This is a genomic window from Lwoffella lincolnii (genome assembly GCF_037201985.1).
GTDB lineage: Bacteria > Pseudomonadota > Gammaproteobacteria > Pseudomonadales > Moraxellaceae > Psychrobacter > Psychrobacter lincolnii.
Genome location: NZ_CP147511.1, coordinates 1,973,339 through 1,990,150, shown reverse-complemented (window position 1 = coordinate 1,990,150; position 16,812 = coordinate 1,973,339). Strand labels below are relative to the sequence as shown.

15 protein-coding genes and 1 tRNA gene are annotated in these 16,812 nt (G+C 42.0%); 9 read left to right on the top strand and 7 right to left on the bottom strand.

Features of this window, described 5'->3' with window-relative positions:
• The first annotated feature begins 7 nt into the window (after nt 1–7).
• Nucleotides 8–1,015 carry a DNA-directed RNA polymerase subunit alpha gene (locus WDM69_RS08960; protein WP_338755378.1) on the top strand — a complete coding sequence of 336 codons (1,008 nt, stop codon included), beginning with the start codon at nt 8–10 and terminating at the stop codon, nt 1,013–1,015.
• Between the two features lie 19 nt (nt 1,016–1,034).
• Nucleotides 1,035–1,400, top strand: coding sequence for a 50S ribosomal protein L17 (rplQ, locus tag WDM69_RS08955; RefSeq protein WP_078308213.1), 366 nt, complete (start codon nt 1,035–1,037; stop codon nt 1,398–1,400).
• A gap of 104 nt (nt 1,401–1,504) precedes the next feature.
• On the opposite strand, the gene WDM69_RS08950 is transcribed toward rplQ, so the two are convergent.
• A complete protein-coding gene (locus WDM69_RS08950; RefSeq protein ID WP_338755376.1) occupies nt 1,505–2,125 on the bottom strand; it encodes an L-threonylcarbamoyladenylate synthase in 621 nt (206 codons plus the stop codon).
• A gap of 88 nt (nt 2,126–2,213) precedes the next feature.
• Complete coding sequence (locus WDM69_RS08945) at nt 2,214–2,771, bottom strand: elongation factor P hydroxylase (RefSeq protein WP_338755375.1); 558 nt, start codon at nt 2,769–2,771, stop codon at nt 2,214–2,216.
• Between the two features lie 192 nt (nt 2,772–2,963).
• Between WDM69_RS08945 and WDM69_RS08940 the strand changes: the two genes are divergently transcribed.
• The 6 genes from WDM69_RS08940 (at nt 2,964) to htpG (ending at nt 9,140) form a co-directional block, all read left to right on the top strand.
• Nucleotides 2,964–3,545: a YceD family protein gene (locus tag WDM69_RS08940; protein ID WP_338755374.1), complete on the top strand. Its 582-nt coding sequence runs from the start codon at nt 2,964–2,966 to the stop codon at nt 3,543–3,545.
• Between the two features lie 217 nt (nt 3,546–3,762).
• Nucleotides 3,763–3,945, top strand: a complete 183-nt coding sequence (gene rpmF / locus WDM69_RS08935; protein ID WP_338755373.1) for a 50S ribosomal protein L32 — start codon at nt 3,763–3,765, stop codon at nt 3,943–3,945.
• Nucleotides 3,946–4,337: 392 nt separating this feature from the next.
• Nucleotides 4,338–5,300 (top strand): ACP S-malonyltransferase, encoded by a 963-nt coding sequence (fabD, locus tag WDM69_RS08930; RefSeq protein ID WP_338755920.1) that lies wholly within the window; start codon nt 4,338–4,340, stop codon nt 5,298–5,300.
• Nucleotides 5,291–6,025 (top strand): 3-oxoacyl-ACP reductase FabG, encoded by a 735-nt coding sequence (gene fabG, locus WDM69_RS08925; protein WP_240494956.1) that lies wholly within the window; start codon nt 5,291–5,293, stop codon nt 6,023–6,025. The genes fabD and fabG overlap by 10 nt, the downstream gene beginning before the upstream one ends.
• A 57-nt stretch (nt 6,026–6,082) precedes the next feature.
• Entirely contained in the window at nt 6,083–7,039 is a 957-nt protein-coding gene (gene ispH / locus WDM69_RS08920) for a 4-hydroxy-3-methylbut-2-enyl diphosphate reductase (RefSeq protein ID WP_338755372.1), read from the top strand.
• Nucleotides 7,040–7,175: 136 nt separating this feature from the next.
• Nucleotides 7,176–9,140: a molecular chaperone HtpG gene (htpG, locus tag WDM69_RS08915; protein ID WP_338755371.1), complete on the top strand. Its 1,965-nt coding sequence runs from the start codon at nt 7,176–7,178 to the stop codon at nt 9,138–9,140.
• Between the two features lie 128 nt (nt 9,141–9,268).
• On the opposite strand, the gene WDM69_RS08910 is transcribed toward htpG, so the two are convergent.
• Entirely contained in the window at nt 9,269–9,859 is a 591-nt protein-coding gene (locus tag WDM69_RS08910) for a YhgN family NAAT transporter (RefSeq protein ID WP_338755370.1), read from the bottom strand.
• Nucleotides 9,860–10,030: 171 nt separating this feature from the next.
• A tRNA-Glu gene (locus tag WDM69_RS08905) sits at nt 10,031–10,106 on the bottom strand.
• A gap of 295 nt (nt 10,107–10,401) precedes the next feature.
• On the opposite strand from WDM69_RS08905, the gene WDM69_RS08900 reads away from it, so the two are divergent.
• Complete coding sequence (locus tag WDM69_RS08900; protein ID WP_338755369.1) at nt 10,402–13,233, top strand: TonB-dependent receptor plug domain-containing protein; 2,832 nt, start codon at nt 10,402–10,404, stop codon at nt 13,231–13,233.
• Between the two features lie 154 nt (nt 13,234–13,387).
• Here the strand turns inward: WDM69_RS08900 and rnt are convergent, their stop codons facing one another.
• The 3 genes from rnt to WDM69_RS08885 form a co-directional block, all read right to left on the bottom strand.
• On the bottom strand, nt 13,388–14,041 hold the full coding sequence (gene rnt, locus WDM69_RS08895) for a ribonuclease T (RefSeq protein WP_205760129.1): 654 nt from the start codon (nt 14,039–14,041) through the stop codon (nt 13,388–13,390).
• Between the two features lie 115 nt (nt 14,042–14,156).
• Nucleotides 14,157–15,257, bottom strand: coding sequence for a dihydroorotase (gene pyrC / locus WDM69_RS08890; RefSeq protein WP_338755368.1), 1,101 nt, complete (start codon nt 15,255–15,257; stop codon nt 14,157–14,159).
• Nucleotides 15,258–15,398: 141 nt separating this feature from the next.
• A complete protein-coding gene (locus WDM69_RS08885) occupies nt 15,399–16,796 on the bottom strand; it encodes a hypothetical protein (protein WP_338755367.1) in 1,398 nt (465 codons plus the stop codon).
• Between the last annotated feature and the right edge of the window lie 16 nt (nt 16,797–16,812).

Here is a 16,812-nt window from a genome sequence, read left to right as displayed (position 1 = left end):
TGACACCATGATGCTAAATGCAACCGAGTTTCTTACACCGCACACCATTAATGTGGAAACGGTTGATGAAACCACTGCAAAAGTCACGCTCGAGCCGTTAGAACGTGGCTTTGGGCATACCCTAGGTAATGCCCTTCGTCGTATATTACTTTCCTCCTTGCCTGGTGCTGCTGTTATCGAAGCTCAGATTGAGGGTGTTGAGCATGAGTATTCAACCCTTGAGGGTTTGCAAGAAGATGTGCTGGATTTGTTGCTTAACTTAAAAAATCTTGCCATCGTATTGCACGATGACCATGAGGCCAATTTAAGCATTGATAAAAAAGGTCCTGGTGTTATCACAGCTGCTGACCTTGTTTTGCCTCATAATGTCGAAATCATGAACCCTGATTTGGTGCTTGGTACGCTCAGTGACCGTGGACATCTTCAGATGCGTCTGCGTGTGGTTATTGGTCGTGGTTATCAACCTGCTAATCAGCGTCGTGAAACGGCAGACAGTAAAGTCATTGGTCGTTTAAAGTTAGATGCCAGCTTTAGCCCAATAGTCAAAGTTTCTTATCAAGTCGAAAATGCTCGTGTTGAGCAACGGACTGATTTGGATCGTTTGGTAATCAATCTTGAAACCAATGGTACGATTGATCCTGAAGAGGCTATTCGTAAAGCTGCAACGATTTTGCAACAGCAAATCTCCATCTTTATCGATTTAGAGACAGAGGAAGCCCCAGAGCCAATCAAAGTGAAAGAAGAAATCGACCCAGAGCTATTGCATCCTGTGGATGATTTAGAGCTAACGGTTCGCTCAGCTAACTGCTTAAAGGCAGAAAATATTTATTATATCGGCGATTTGGTACAGCGTTCAGAGACTGAATTGCTAAAAACACCGAACTTAGGTAAAAAGTCATTAACCGAGATTAAAGACGTATTGGCGTCTCGTAATCTAGAATTGGGTATGCGTTTGGATAATTGGCCACCATCTGATTTGCGTGTTGATGATCGTTTTTCGTACCGTAGCCGTTAACATTTAAGGATACTTGACCATGCGACATCGTAAAAGTGGAAGAAAGCTGGGTCGTACCAGCAGTCATCGTAAGGCAATGTTCCAGAACATGACCAACTCTTTGTTTGAGCATGAACTGATTAAGACCACATTGCCAAAAGCAAAAGAACTTCGCCGTGTTGCCGAACCATTGATCACGTTAGCAAAACAAGATTCGGTGGCTAATCGCCGTCTTGCTTTTAGCCGTATGCGTAACAAGGATATGGTAGGCAAATTATTCAGCGAATTAGGTCCTCGTTATCAACAACGCCCAGGTGGTTATTTACGCATTATTAAATGTGGTCATCGTGATGGTGATAATGCCCCAATGGCTTATGTTGAGTTGGTAGACCGTAATCAACAATGATATTTATACCAGCTAGGTTTTTATGCCAGCTAAAAAAAATCCCAGTAAATGCTGGGATTTTTTATTGCTGGTTATTTGTGTTTTATGATTTGGTATGGTTATGATTAGAACACCAATGTACTAGAATCAACAGCACCTTCTCGAATCACCATAGGGCTATTGTTGGTCATGTCGATGATGGTGGTTTGTTCGGTGGTAAGCAATCCTGCATCAATCATCAAATCTACTTGATTAGATAAGGCTTGTTCAATAATAAAAGGGTCATCTGTTTGTAGTTCTGTGTTTGGTAAGTGAATTGAGCTGGTTAATATGGGTTCATTAAGCTCAGCTAATATGGCTTGAGCAATGGGATTGGCTGGAACACGAATGCCGATGCTGTGTTTTTTTGCGTGTGCCAGTTTTTTTGGTACGTCTTTGGTTGCGTTGAGGATATAAGTGATGGCAGCTGGGGTGTTGGCTTTTAATATTTTAAATTGTTGGTTATCAATACTGGCATAAGTGGCAATTTCGCTTAAATCTCGACATAGTAGGGTAAATTGATGCTTATCGTCCAGTTGACGAATGTGTTTAAGCTTTTGTAAGGCTAACTTACTGCCGATTTGACAGCCAAAAGCATAGCTGGTGTCAGTGGGATAGATGATGAGTTGGTCTTGTTTGAGTGCGGTAACAACTTGTTGGATTAAGCGTGGTTGTGGGTTTTCTGGGTGGATATAAAGTGTTTGCATGACATTCCTAATGATTGATTTTATTGGATAATAATTGGTTTTCTTGATAAGAATAATATGTCATGGATAATCTAATGCGACTGATGGTTTATGTTTGCTTTAGCATGACATGACATTGTGATAAGGCTTGTAGTGCTTTTTTTGCTGATGGGGGTGGGTTGGCCATCATGCTTTCATGGTGTTTTTTTAGCGCATGTACAAATGTTTCAGATGCCTGTTTACCAGAAAAATCATCTAAACTTGGGCAAAATGGCAAGCCAATGTGTTGACAAAACGCTTTTTCTAATGCTTGTGGTCTGGCTTCTACGTTTTCAAAGGCTTGTTGTTGTTCAGCCGTGCGTCCACAAGGAGCATACCAATAGCCATAGTCGTCCAGCTGTCGCCGTTTTTGCCCCGCCAAGCAATAATGGGCCATTTCGTGTAATAGGCTTCTTGGGTAGTTGGCTTTATAATAGATGATGGCAGGGGTGTTTTTGGTAGGGGCTTGATAAAAAGGCTCTTCTGCACCACCGATGATCTGCACATTAAAACTGGCTTCAAATACTTGTTTTAGTATGGCACAGTAATCGTCATCTGTGTATGGGGGATTGTTTGTGGTGATGGTATCGGTTGTATTGATTGTGTCGGTGTCTGCGAAACTTGGCATCTTCTGTCCATGGCTATGTGTTGGTGTATTGGGTGTTTTTGGTTGGGTGTTTTTAATGGCTACTTGGGTTTTATGTGGTTTGCCCCCATTTTATTTGGCTTGTTGCTTTAAGATGCCCAGTTTGCCCCAGTTCAGTCATGACAATCACTGGCAATGACTGATAATGACATAATGACAGTGAAAAGGATAATTATGAGTACTTCTACCACAAGCGTCAATAGGATAAATCAAGCAATGATAAATCAGGCATCAGAAAAAACATTGCCCAAACGTTTGGATTTAAATAAATGGCAAGACACGGGTTTTTTTTGGCAAGGGAATTTGCCTTTATCATCATTTTCTCGTTTAGCGAATTTATGTGATGACGGTGATGCCACTGATGTGGTTTGTCAGTTGTCATGTACATTGAAAAAATCGGGTCAAATTCTATGGTTATCATTTTCAGCAAATGCCAACTTACCGATGCAATGTCAGCGTTGTCTTGAGCCTGTTGATGTGATTTTGGATAAATCACATCGCCTTGCTTTGTTGACAGACAATACGCAATTATCAGCAGTGCCAGAGCAAGACCATGTGCTTTTGGCAGATTTACCAGACTATGATGAAAAAGAGCAAATGTTGCCTTTGGCGATGCTGTTAGAAGATGAGCTGTTGCTTGATTTGCCTTTATCACCAAAGCATGAAGATTGTAGAGTTAGGCTACAGCAAGTGGGCGAGTTGCCTAAGGTCAAAATGGACAATCCATTTGCGGTATTGGCAACATTAAAAAATTGATGCTGTCCTTTTGATGTGAGAGATGATGTGAAAAAATTTCAGTAGATTGAATATGGTCTTATTTAATGCTTTATTTATGATGCTAAATTGCGTATAATTGGGGGTTTATTGTATTTGGTTATATTTGGCTGATTTTTAGCACCAATCTGTTTTTTTGTTACAGAATTTTTGTTATAGATTAGTATTTTATCGAATTTAGAAGCACAGGAGTTATCTCATGGCTGTTCAACAAAACCGCAAAAGCCGTTCACGCCGTGACATGCGTCGTTCACATCACCATATGTCTGTGGCTGAGCTGAGCGTCGATGCCACCACTGGTGAAAAACATCGCCGTCACCACATGACCAAAGATGGTTTTTATCGTGGTCGTCAGTTATTCACTGTTAAGCAAGACGATTGATTTGCTTAATTGATGGGGCAGTTTATGCCGATAAATTGTTCTCAATATTTTTTAACATGATTGATTGTATTGACTGTTTGGTAAGTGGTCATAACCAAGTGATTTGTTCTTCAATAATATGGACAAATCACTTGGTTTTTTATTGTTTAAGCCATGTGGTTTAAGCTTGTTGTTTAAGTTTTGTTGCCACTTATTCAAAAAAAACCTTGCTCAAAAAACCTTGTTAAGTTAGCAGGCTAACATAAAAATACTTTTACATTCAATCATTGATGTTTAGTTATTCATTCATATTATTTAATTAATCATTCATATTTAATCAATCACCATTCATGAGTGTCGGCATGAGTACAGCTGAAAATAACGCAAAAGCCAGTTTGGGTAAGCATGGTCATATGGAGCATGGTCATATGGACAGCAAGCATCGCATTGCTGTTTTGTTTCCAGGGCAGGGGTCACAGCAGGTAGGTATGCTCAGTGAGCTTTGGGACAGTTATCCTATGATTGAGCAAACGTTTACTGAAGCCAGTGATGCTTTGGGATTTGATTTATGGCAGGTGTGCCAAGATGATGTGCTGTTGGCACAGACTCAATACACACAGCCTGCTTTGTTGGCTGCCAGTATGGCACTGTGGCGAATAATTGAGCCTAAATTGCAACATTCTCCCATTTATTTGTTGGGTCATTCTTTAGGTGAATTTAGTGCATTGTGTGCATCAGGGGTATTCAGTTTGGCTGATGCGGTGCGATTGGTGCATCAGCGTGGTCAGTTCATGGCATCGGCGGTGATGGGCATGGATACTAAAATGGCTGCCATTTTGGGCTTGGAAGACAGCCAAGTTGCCAATATGTGTGAGCAGATAGGTGATATGAATCCTACAGCATTGGTTGACCCTGCTAATTTTAATAGCCCCGGACAAGTGGTGGTGGCTGGTAATGCGATTGGGGTGGATGCGGTGATTGAGCAAACTCAAACCTGCCATGGTAAAAAGGCAGTACCGCTAAAAGTGAGTGTGCCATCACATTGTCGGTTGATGACTCCTGCGTGTGCCAAACTCAAAGATAAACTGGATAATATTGAGTTTTTACCTGCCAATATCAATGTTATCCAAAACCGTCACGCACGAGTTGAACAAAGTACGGATGAGGTTAAGACTGCTCTGGTTGAGCAGTTAAACCACCCAGTACGATGGTCTGAAAGTATGCAAATGTTGGCAGACATGCACATTGATGTGTTAATTGAATGTGGTAGCGGTAATGTGTTGAGCAATTTAGCAAAACGCCAAGCTGATCCCATAATCGCTTATCCCACAGACAAAATCAGTCGTTTACAAAAATTAGATGAGATATTGTTATGAGTCGTAATATCGCTTTGGTGACAGGAGCCAGCCGTGGCATTGGCAAGGCCATTGCTAAACGCTTGGCAAAAGAAGGCTACTTTGTTATTGGCACAGCAACCAGCAATGCAGGGGTAGAGGGCATTGATGCGTATTTGCATGAGTTTGGTGGCATTGGTCGGATACTCGATGTGCGTCAGCAAGAAAATATTGATAAGCTTTTTGAAGAAATCGAAAGTGTCTATGGCAATGTGCAATTATTGGTGAATAATGCAGGCATTACCCATGATGGCTTGCTGATGCGTATGAAAGATGAAGATTGGCTTGATGTGCTTGAGACCAATTTATCATCTGTCTATCGCATGAGTAAACGTGCCATTCGTGGCATGATGAAAGCTCGTAAAGGTCGCATCATCAACATCACATCTGTGGTGGCTCAAATGGGCAATGCAGGGCAAGCCAATTATGCGGCAAGTAAGGCGGCGGTTGAAGGTTTTACCCGTACCTTGGCTCGTGAGGTTGGCTCTCGGCAAGTTACCGTCAATTGCGTGGCTCCCGGTTTGATTGAAACCGACATGACTGATAAGCTAGATGAGCGTTTACTCAACTCCATGCTTGATGCTGTGCCTGTTGGGCGTTTGGGTCAGCCTGAAGACGTGGCAGCGGCGGTGATATTTTTGGCAAGCGATGAAGCCAGCTACATCACAGGGGCAGTATTGGCGGTAAATGGTGGCATGTATATGTAAGATTTTGTTGATTTACCCACCAACACAAAACGGTCAGACAAAATAAAGGGGAGAATTGTGCAAATATTATTAGCCAATCCAAGAGGGTTTTGTGCTGGGGTTTATCGTGCTATTGCCATTGTCAATCAGGCTTTAGAACGCTTTGAACCGCCCATTTATGTGCGTCATGAAGTGGTGCATAATAAGTTTGTGGTGTCGGATTTGGCAGCTCGTGGGGCGGTGTTTGTTGAAGAATTAGATGAAGTGCCAGATGGCTCAATCGTGATTTTCTCGGCTCATGGGGTATCAAAAGCGGTGGAAGATGAAGCCAAACGCCGTGATTTGACCGTATTTGATGCCACCTGTCCACTGGTTACCAAAGTGCATATTGAAATCAATAAATTTGCCAAAACAGGCATGGATGCAGTTTTGATTGGACATGCAGGACACCCAGAAGTTGAAGGCACGATGGGACGTTTTGATCCGCAATATGGTGGGCGCATTCATCTGATTGAGGACATTGCAGACGTTGCTAAGTTAGACATGCCAAAGAACAATGAACTGGCGTTTGTTACCCAAACCACTTTGTCTATAGATGACACCGCAGGGGTGATAGATGCCTTAAAAGATAAATTCCCCAAAATTCATGCCCCACGTAAAGATGACATTTGTTATGCCACTCAAAACCGTCAAGATGCAGTTAAGCAACTGGCGGATAAATGCGATGTGGTATTGGTGGTAGGCTCGCCCAATTCGTCCAATTCCAATCGCTTGCGAGAATTGGCTGAACGCATGGGCTGTCAAGCGTATTTGATAGACAATGCCAGTGAAATGGATAAAACTTGGTTTGATGGTATTCAAACGGTTGGTGTGACAGCAGGGGCATCTGCTCCAGAAGTACTTATTCAAGAAGTGCTTAGACAGCTACAAAATTGGGGTGGCAGTTTGCCTAAAGAAATTGAAGGAATCGCTGAAAACGTTACTTTCAGCTTACCAAAAGAATTAAGAGCATCACCCACTGATGCGTCTACTTAAAAGTGGCGTTAAAAATACCTTGAAAAATTATCGCCTTGTCCTTATTTGATGTCATAACTGCTTGGTATTTATTCACCATAAAGACAAGCTGATTTTTAAACAAAAATCATTCACATCAATGAAAGGATAACGATTTATGAGTGATAATTCTCAGTCTCAGCAATCCACTCAACACCAACCCACTCAACATCAGTTTGAAGCTGAGGTTGCCCAGTTATTACATTTGGTAACACATTCTTTGTATTCCAATGCTGATATCTTTGTGCGTGAGCTGGTTTCTAACGCATCAGACGCTTGTGATAAACTTCGTTTTGAAGCCACCAATGATGACAGCTTATATGAAGATGACAGCGAATTACATATTCGCATTGAGCTGGATAAAGACGCTAAAACCATCAGCTTTATTGATAATGGCATTGGCATGAATGAAGCTGATGTCATCGAAAATCTAGGTACGATTGCTAAGTCTGGCACAAAAGCCTTTTTAGAAAAACTATCAGAAGATAAGAAAAAAGATGGTCAGCTGATTGGTCAGTTTGGTGTGGGATTTTATTCTGGTTTTATCGTTGCTGATAAAATCACTGTAGAAACCCGCAAAGCAGGTGAGAACGCCAACCAAGCTGTGCGTTGGATATCAGACGGTACAGGGGCATACACCACTGAGACCATCAGCAAAGACAGTCGTGGTACGACGGTGATTTTACACCTAAAAGATGAATACAGCGAAGGTGATGATAACTATCTTGACCGCCATAAAATTAAACAACTGGTCAATAAATATTCTGACCATATTAGCTTGCCGATTGAGATGCGTAAAGAAGTCTGGCAAGAAGAGGTCAAAGAAGACGAAGATGATGACACCCCAGCAGGTGGGGACTATGTGCTAACGGACGAATGGGAAGTCATTAACCAAGCATCTGCCCTATGGACTCGCTCAGCCGATGACATCAGTGATGAAGAATACAGCGAGTTTTATAAAAATATTAGCCATGATTATGCAGATCCCTTAGCGTGGACGCACAATCGTGTAGAGGGGCGTGTGCAGTTTACCCAACTGCTTTATATTCCCCAAAAAGCCCCATTTGACCTATATGCTCGTGAGCAACAGCGTGGATTAAAGCTTTATGTCAAACGTGTATTTATCATGGATGATGCCGAACAGCTGTTGCCCATGTATCTGCGATTTGTTAAAGGCATCATTGATTCAGCTGATTTGCCATTGAATGTCAGCCGTGAATTACTTCAAGAAAGTCGTGATGTTAAATCCATAAGAGAAGGCAATGCTCGACGTGTGTTGACTCTACTGGCAAGCTTAGCCAATAGTGAAGACGCTGAAAAACAAGCGAAGTTTAAAGCATTTTATGCTGAATTTGGTGACGTGTTAAAAGAAGGTTTGGGTGAGGACATAAGCAACCAAGCTCGCATTGCCAAGCTATTACACTATGTTACCAGCACGCATGACGGGTTAGAAACCAGCTTTGCCGATTATAAAGAACGTATGAAAGATGGACAAAAAGCCATCTATTATCTGACCGCTGATAACTTGGCATCTGCCAAAAATAGTCCACAACTTGAGTTGTTTAAGAAAAAAGGCATTGAAGTCATCTTAATGACCAACCGTGTTGACGAATGGGCAATGAACTTTTTACACGAGTTTGATGGCACACCGCTACAAAACATCGCCAAAGGGGCGGTGGATTTGGGTGATTTGCAAGATGAAGAAGAAAAGCAAGAAGCCGAAAAAGCCCAAGAAACACTGAAACCTGTGGTGGATAAATTAAAAACTGCCCTAAGTGAGCGTGCCAAAGATGTGCGAGTGTCTAACCGTTTGGTGGACAGCCCTGCATTGTTGGTTACCGCTGATGGTGAGCTGTCCCCTCAAATGGTGCAAATGCTCAAGCAAATGGGGCAGGAAGTACCCGAGACTAAGCCCATTTTGGAAATTAATCCCAATCACCCACTCATTAAACGCCTTGAAACCAGTGAACAGTTTGATGACCTGGCTCAAGTTATTTTTGATCAGTCCTTGCTTGCTGAAGGTGGTCACTTAGAAGACCCAGCAGGGTATTTAAAGAGAATAAATGACTTGTTGATGAAATAAGTTTCACGCAACTGAGTAACTCATAAAAAATACTAAGTAAATTAAATTGAACCGTACTCCCAAAAGTTAGATATTCCAACACTAACCTTTGGAGTGCGGTTCAATCATATTGGTCATCTTGGTATTTTTTATGCCAGATATGATTTAAAACCATTTAACAACATCTGCACTGAAATCGAGATTAAAATCATTCCCATCAGCCGTTCAATTGCTTTTAGCCCCCGACTGCCCAAAATTTTATACAATTTGGTTGAAAAATATAAAATCACCGCTGAGACCGACCATGCCAATACAACCGCTGATAGTGATTTCATGATTTGATCAGGGTTACGTTCCACCAGTAAAATCAGTGTTGCCAAAATTGAAGGACCTGCTACCAAAGGAACGGCAAGTGGTACGATAAACGGCTCACCACCATCATCACTATCATCAGGTAAAACCCCACCTGGAGCAGGAAAAATCATGCGAATGGCAATAATCATCATCACCACACCACCGCCAATAGCGACCGCTTCACGACTTAGCCCAAGTGTGTGTAAAATGCTACCACCAGCAAATAAAAACAACACCATCAGCCCCAATGCGATGAGCAATTCACGCACGATGATGGGTTTGCGACGCTTTTCTGGCACGCTGTCTAGCACAGACAAAAATATGGGAATATTTCCCAATGGATCCATGATTAAAAATAAAGTCAGAGCAGTGGCAAAAATTTCCATAAAAAATCTCTAGGGTGTGTTCATATTTGGATAATATGGCTAAAAAGTTGGTTAAGATAGTCAGTAAAAACCACTAAAAATAATGGATAAAACAAAAAACCCCACGCAAGAGCGTAGGGTCATTGTGCTGGCAGGTGATGAGTGATTAACATCATAACTGCTAAAGAATATTGGCATCCCGTAGGGGATTCGAACCCCTGTTACCGCCGTGAAAGGGCGGGGTCCTAGGCCTCTAGACGAACGGGACGCAAGAACCGAACTTCAATTGCTATGATACTATACTGCTGCCGCTTTTACCGTATCGTATCATGTTGAAGTGGGGCGTATTCTAATGAATATTGCCAATGATGTCAAGGAATTATTAATAAATAATATAATTAAGAGCTTGAAAGTCAAATGATAATGATTTATATTATTGTCTATTACATTTTAATAAACTTTTCAATAAATATTATATACTTTAATAACAAAGTAACAAAGTAACAAAGTAACAAAGTAACAAAGTAACAAAGTATATAGTTTTCTTTATACAGGCAATAATCATGAACCAAATAAAAAAATCCAGACATGTATTAAAACTCAGCATGCTGTCTTTAAGTTTATTAAACATTACTCAAATAGCAATGGCAGAAGATACGTCTAATATAACAGATAAAAAAATAGCCCCATCTGTTATATTAGATGAGCTTATTTTGACAGCAGAAACCATTAAAGAGACCCAAAAACCCTTTACCAAAGCATCAGCCACCAGTGTGCGAGAAAATGTATTTAATGCCAGTGAGAATGTTGATGCCATTGTGCGTAGTATGCCAGGGGCGTTCACTCAGCAGGATAAATCCTCTGGGCTGGTATCATTAAATGTGCGAGGCGATAGCGGATTTGGGCGTGCCAACAGCATGGTTGATGGTGTCACCCAAACCTTTTACAGCACCTCAACCGATGCTGGGCGTGGGGGTGGTACCTCACAGTTTGGTGCGGTGATTGACCAAAATTTCATCGCAGGCGTTGAATTAAACAAAGGCAGTTTTAATGGCAAAGGTGGTCTAAATACCTTAACAGGTTCGGCCAATTTTCGTACGCTAAATGCTGATGATGTGATTAAAGATGACAAAAATTTTGGCGTCATTGCCAAGGGTTTGACAGGTAAAAATGTGACGGATAAAAATTTTATGCTGGCAGCTGGCGTTCGTGGATGGCTTGATAATGGCAGTATCAGTGCTTTATATGCTTATAGCCACAAAGACATTAGCCAAAATTATAAAGTTGGCGGTGGTGGGACACACATTGGCAATGTTGGTGATGATTTGCTACTTAGTAAACAAAAACAAGTTTTTGCCAAAGAGCATGCACTCACTTACGATGAAGCCAGCCAGTCTTGGCAAAAAGATTTGACCAAATTAGATGAAGAAACAGGCAAGCCTTTATGGGACAGAAAATATCGATTTAGCGGTAAGTGCTATGGGCTGGGCTGTATTGATACAAAAGAAAAATTTGATGATTATGTTGCTGATAAGCAGAAACAATGGCAAGAGCATGGTGCAAAAGAGTACAGCATCGCCCCCATTGATATAACCGCCTTAAACCAAACCTCAAAAAGCCATTTGGCAAAAATTCGTTACAACAATGACACCAGCGATGTTGGTCTACAACTGCGTAAAATGGACACCACGATAGGCAGTCGCCGTATCAGCAATGATAATTATCAACTTGATGTTGCTTACAACCCAAATGAGATCATTGATTTAAAAGTGTTGGCAGCTCATAATGTGGGCGTACAAAAATACCCCAAAGGTTCAACTTTTACAGGCTGGAAATTGGATAAAGACTTTGAAGCCAAAAACACTGCCAATCTTTTTGACCTGAACAACACTCACACCTTTAATTTGCCAAAGCAAATGGATTTGACCACGACCGTTGGGCTTAACATATTGCATAATGAATATTCAAAAAATCGCTTCCCAGATGAGCTTGGGCTATTTTATACCAATGATTTATTATGTGGCGGCGGTTATGATGCCTGTGGTGGTCGTTTTCAGGGGACAAGCAGCACATTGCCAAAAAAATCGGTGATTGTACAGCCCTCAGGCAAACAGCGTTTTCATTCTATTTATTTGGACACATCATTACAAAAAGACAAATATCAGCTAGATTATAGCGTTAATGCCAGTCAGTACCGTTTTAGTGGTGAGCATGCCAGTTATTATAGTAGCCAAAAAGAGTTTAAAGATAAGTTTGGTGAAGATTCGCAAATTTATAAACAGCACTGCTCACCAAGTTGTGATGTGTATGAGCCTTTGGTAACCACTTCTGGTAAAAAACACGCCATCAACCATTCTGTTACTTTAAGTGCCAAATATGACACAGGTTTTATGCCTTTTGTCAGCTTTGCACGCACGCACAGAATGCCCAACATTCAAGAAATGTTCTTTTCTCAAATTGGTGATGTTGGTGTCAATACCGCATTAAAACCAGAACAAGCCAATACATATCAGTTGGGTTTTAATGTTTTTAAGCACAATCTATTGACAGACAACGATACTTTGGGGCTAAAAGTATTGGGTTATGAAAGCCGTATCAACAATTACATTCATAATGTTTATGGCAAATGGTATGACACAAAAAATCCGCCCAGTTGGGTTGCCAGTGGTGCATTAAAAGGCAATACCATACAACATCGCAACTGGCAAATGCCTGTGCATAAACAGGGCTTAGAGCTTGAAATAAACTATGATGCTGGGCGATATTTTACCAATTTGTCTTATGCCAGACAAAAGACCGACCAGCCAACCAATTATAGCGATGCCAGCGAGTCCCCACTAAATAGTTCAAAAGAAGACCAATTAACACAAGGCTATGGGCTAAGCAAAGTGTCAATGTTGCCCAAAGATTATGGTCGTTTTGAACTTGGTGTGCGTGCATTTGATAATAAACTCACCGCGGGCAGTGCGGTGCGTTATTATGGACAAAGCCCACGAGCGACCATTGAACCCAGATACATTGATGGCACGCATGGCGGTAATACATCGCATTCAGATGATAAAGGTGCCCATGTCATCAAACAAATTGAGATGCTAAAAAGACAGCCTTTGGTGCATGATTTTTATGTTGCTTATGAGCCGATGAAAGATTTGGTGATGCGTCTTGATGTGCAAAATGCGTTTGATAAACTGTATATTGACCCCTTAGATGCCAACAATGATGCCGCCACTCAGCGTTATTATCATTCATATTATAATGATGCAGACGAAGGTGCACCTTGTGCGGCGGGACAGTTGTGTAAGCCTGATGCAAAATACGGCGGTACTACTCGCTCGGTATTGACCAATTTTGCCAAAGGGCGTTCTTTATTATTTTCAATGACTTATAAGTGGTAGTTGTTTTACTTATCATGGGTCATTCTCCACCTAAATCAAAAATTTAGGTGGAAATTTCAGCCTTAAGCCTAAGTGGCGTGTTCTTGTTTTTCAATATACTATCTAATGCACATCTACCATTCAATCAACTCACCTAACTAACATACCTAAACCGCTAGGTTTGGTGGGGAGGTTGGGTTAATAACATCGGATAGCTGTTCATGATAAAACAAAATAGCTCAGCAGTTTTTTGAGTGTCATAAATGGCAGAGTGGGCTTCACGACTGCTAAACTCAATACCAGCAGTGGCACACGCCCTTGCCAAGACTGTTTGTCCAAATGCTAATCCTGCCAAAGTTACGGTATCAAACACCGAAAACGCATGAAAGGGACTGTGATTTTTGCTATTGGTGCGTTCGATGGCAGCATTTAAAAATGCTAAGTCAAAATGGGCATTATGCCCAATCAACACACATTGGCGACAGTCGTTATCTCGGCGAATGTCTTTGAGTTGTTTAAAAATACGTCTTAGGGCGACTTTTTCGTCTTCGGCGATTGCTTTTCTTAAAGGGTTGTTGGGGTCAATGCCTGTAAATTCTAGGGCACTGGCTTCTAAGTTTGCTCCTTTAAAAGGGTTTATATGGGCACTGATGGCATCGCTTGGATAAAGTTTGCCATCAGTATCCATTAAGATGGGCTGGCAGGCAATTTCAAGTAGGGCATCGGTTGTGGCATTGAAGCCTGCGGTTTCAACATCGACCACCACAGGCAAAAAGTTGCGAAATCGTTCGGCAATTTTAGGCTTGGTGGGCTTGGTAAGATTGGCAATGTTTGTCATTGATGCGTTTGTACTTTGGTTTTGTGGTTCGTTACTCATGCGTCGTGTCTGCTTATGTTGTGCCTGTTACGTTGTGTCTGCTTGGTTTTTTAACTGGTCTGTCGAATTATCTGTCAGTCTGTATTTGCCAAGTGGTCATTGACCCTGCCAATAGTGGGGTTAGGGTTTTGTTGTCAAAATAGGGATAATGCTCAGGAATGGTCAAGGGTGATTTGATTAATGTGATGTGTGTGTTATTGACTGGTAAGCCATAAAAAAGTGCCCCAAAAATGCTGGCAAATCCTTCTAATTTGTCCAATGCCCCTGCTTGTTCAAAGGCATTGGCATACAGTGATATGGCGATGGGAGCTGAGTAACAGCCTGCACAACCACAAGCATTTTCTTTGGTGTTGGTGGTGTGTGGGGCAGAATCTGTGCCTAAGAAGAATTTTGGGTTACCACTGGTGGCGGCTTTGATAAGGGCGTGCTGATGGCGTTGGCGTTTTAGGATTGGCAAGCAGTAATAATGGGGTTTGATGCCACCAACCAGCATGTGATTGCGATTAAACAGCAAATGTTGTGGCGTGATGGTTGCTGCCACATTATCACCATGAGCCATGACAAATTCAACAGCATCGGCGGTGGTGATGTGTTCAACCACGACTTTTAATTCAGGAAAATCCTTTAATAATGGCGATAACACACTGTCTAAAAAGCAAGCTTCACGGTCAAAGATATCCACGTTGCCATGCGTAACTTCACCATGTACCAGTAAGGGCATTGCGTATTTTTGTGAGGCTTCTAGCACGGCATGGCAGTTTTTTAAATCCGTAACACCGTCTGCTGAATTGGTGGTTGCCCCTGCTGGATAGAGCTTGACTGCTTGTACCACGCCGCTGGCATGAGCGTGGGCAATCTGCTTGGCATCGGTGTTATCTGTCAGATATAGCACCATGCGCGGGTTAAAGGCATTTTTGCGAGATGGACTTAGGTCGCTGTCTGCCAATGCTTGTAAGATACGCTCACGATAAGCAGATGCTTCTTGTGTGGTTTTGATGGGCGGTACAAGATTTGGCATACATATGACCCGATTAAAGGTGGCAGCTGCGTGTGGCACGGTGGTGGCAAGGGCATCACCATCACGCAAATGAATGTGCCAGTCATCAGGTTGGATAATGGTCAAGCGGTTGGGTGTTTGTGCTGAGTTTGTTGGGGTCTGTGTGGGCATGATGTTGCGTTTCCTAAGTGTTGGATAATCTTTGGATAATCCATCGCCATTGAATAACCACTGGATTGTTTAATCACTGGATTGTTATTAGGGACATGCCCTAAGAATCTGCATTGATTGGGCATTGATTTGGGCTACTTGTTATTTTTTTGTCTCTTTTGTCTGGTTATTGACTGTTTGTTTATCAACTTTTGGGTCAGATGGTGGTTCAGGTGTGTCGTCTTCATTCACTCTTAAAATCACCACGTCTTGTGATGGGGCAATGGTTGGTGTGGTTGGAGCAGATGGTTGATGGGCAGGTTGCTGATGGTGATATTTTAGCACTGTTAATAACAATAGTCCGCCAATCACCGCCACAATCAGCAAAATCACTGGATTTTTATAAAAGGGTGCAGGTTCATCAAACTCAAATGGCGTTTCATTGGTGGCCAGTGGTCGGTTTTCTTGCAAAAACCCAAAGTTCACCAAAGGACGAGAGTGCGATATGTTGGGTTCTTCATTGATTTTTAGCCGTTGTCTGCTGAGATAAACATCTGTTACTTGGGCTAATTGTAATAGCCAACGCCGATACGGCAGGTGAATGCCTGTCATGCTGGTAAACTGTGTGACTAAGGGTGGTTGGTTGGTGGTGGTTGGCATGTTTGCTAAGGTTGCTGATTTTGCTGTCGATGTGGTTGTCAATGCCTTGGGTGTTTGGGTACGTCCAATGGCTTTGGCATAGCTTGGTAGACCTTTATCAGCGTTACCATGGTTGGCATTGTTGTTTGTATTGGTTATTAGGTTGTTTGTTGCATTGCTTGTTGAGCCATCAGTATGGAAATTGTCAGTATGGGTGTTGTCAGTTGGTGTTGGCGGCGTTGGTAGTATCATTGCCAATAGGGTTTGCCAATGCTTGACATCGATGGTGGGGGGTGTGGCATTATCTGATGATGATTGTTGAGTTAATTGGTCTGATTGCTCGATTTGTGTGGTTACTGTGGGGCTTGTTTTTTCCACATTTGTTTTTTTCTCGTCAGTCATGGCAAAACGTTTGGCTTGCAAAAATTGTGGCTGTAGGGACAACCATTGGGCAATTTCATCACTGTTAAGCTGAGCATAATCAACAATGATGCTCAGTTCCCTGAGTGCCAAACCGATGACCAAATCCAATAAAATTTCTGCTTGATGTGGTTTGGTCGCAAGACGTTTGGCAATGTCATCGCTGATGACAGAGGCTGTGTTTGCACCGTGAAATAACAGGGTTGCCATACCCTGCACATTAAGGCTGACTTGTTGCATGGTATGTAGGTTCATGGCATTGTATTGGCGTAAGGTTTTGATATTGGCACGTTGTAACAAACGTTTGTAAACAGTGTCTGCATCTAAGGCTTGATGAGCCTTAATCAAACCAAAGCAAAATGATTGTAAGCACAATGTCAGACCTTGTCGAGCTTGGGGCAGAGACAGTTGGGTGGCATCTGCCAACAGTGGCACGATAGGCTGGGTATCTTGGTACAAGAAATCATAAACAGAAACACGAGTGGGAGATAAATGCGACATAAAAGCATCAAATCAT

Bases quoted from the DNA above. Each gene is read 5' to 3' on its own strand.
- WDM69_RS08960 (WP_338755378.1), top strand. From the start codon at position 8: ATGATGCTAAATGCAACCGAGTTTCTTACACCGCACACCATTAATGTG.
- rplQ (WP_078308213.1), top strand. From the start codon at position 1,035: ATGCGACATCGTAAAAGTGGAAGAAAGCTGGGTCGTACCAGCAGTCAT.
- WDM69_RS08950 (WP_338755376.1), bottom strand. From the start codon at position 2,125: ATGCAAACACTTTATATCCACCCAGAAAACCCACAACCACGCTTAATC.
- WDM69_RS08945 (WP_338755375.1), bottom strand. From the start codon at position 2,771: ATGCCAAGTTTCGCAGACACCGACACAATCAATACAACCGATACCATC.
- WDM69_RS08940 (WP_338755374.1), top strand. From the start codon at position 2,964: ATGAGTACTTCTACCACAAGCGTCAATAGGATAAATCAAGCAATGATA.
- rpmF (WP_338755373.1), top strand. From the start codon at position 3,763: ATGGCTGTTCAACAAAACCGCAAAAGCCGTTCACGCCGTGACATGCGT.
- fabD (WP_338755920.1), top strand. From the start codon at position 4,338: ATGGAGCATGGTCATATGGACAGCAAGCATCGCATTGCTGTTTTGTTT.
- htpG (WP_338755371.1), top strand. From the start codon at position 7,176: ATGAGTGATAATTCTCAGTCTCAGCAATCCACTCAACACCAACCCACT.
- WDM69_RS08910 (WP_338755370.1), bottom strand. From the start codon at position 9,859: ATGGAAATTTTTGCCACTGCTCTGACTTTATTTTTAATCATGGATCCA.
- WDM69_RS08900 (WP_338755369.1), top strand. From the start codon at position 10,402: ATGAACCAAATAAAAAAATCCAGACATGTATTAAAACTCAGCATGCTG.
- pyrC (WP_338755368.1), bottom strand. From the start codon at position 15,257: ATGCCCACACAGACCCCAACAAACTCAGCACAAACACCCAACCGCTTG.
- WDM69_RS08885 (WP_338755367.1), bottom strand. From the start codon at position 16,796: ATGTCGCATTTATCTCCCACTCGTGTTTCTGTTTATGATTTCTTGTAC.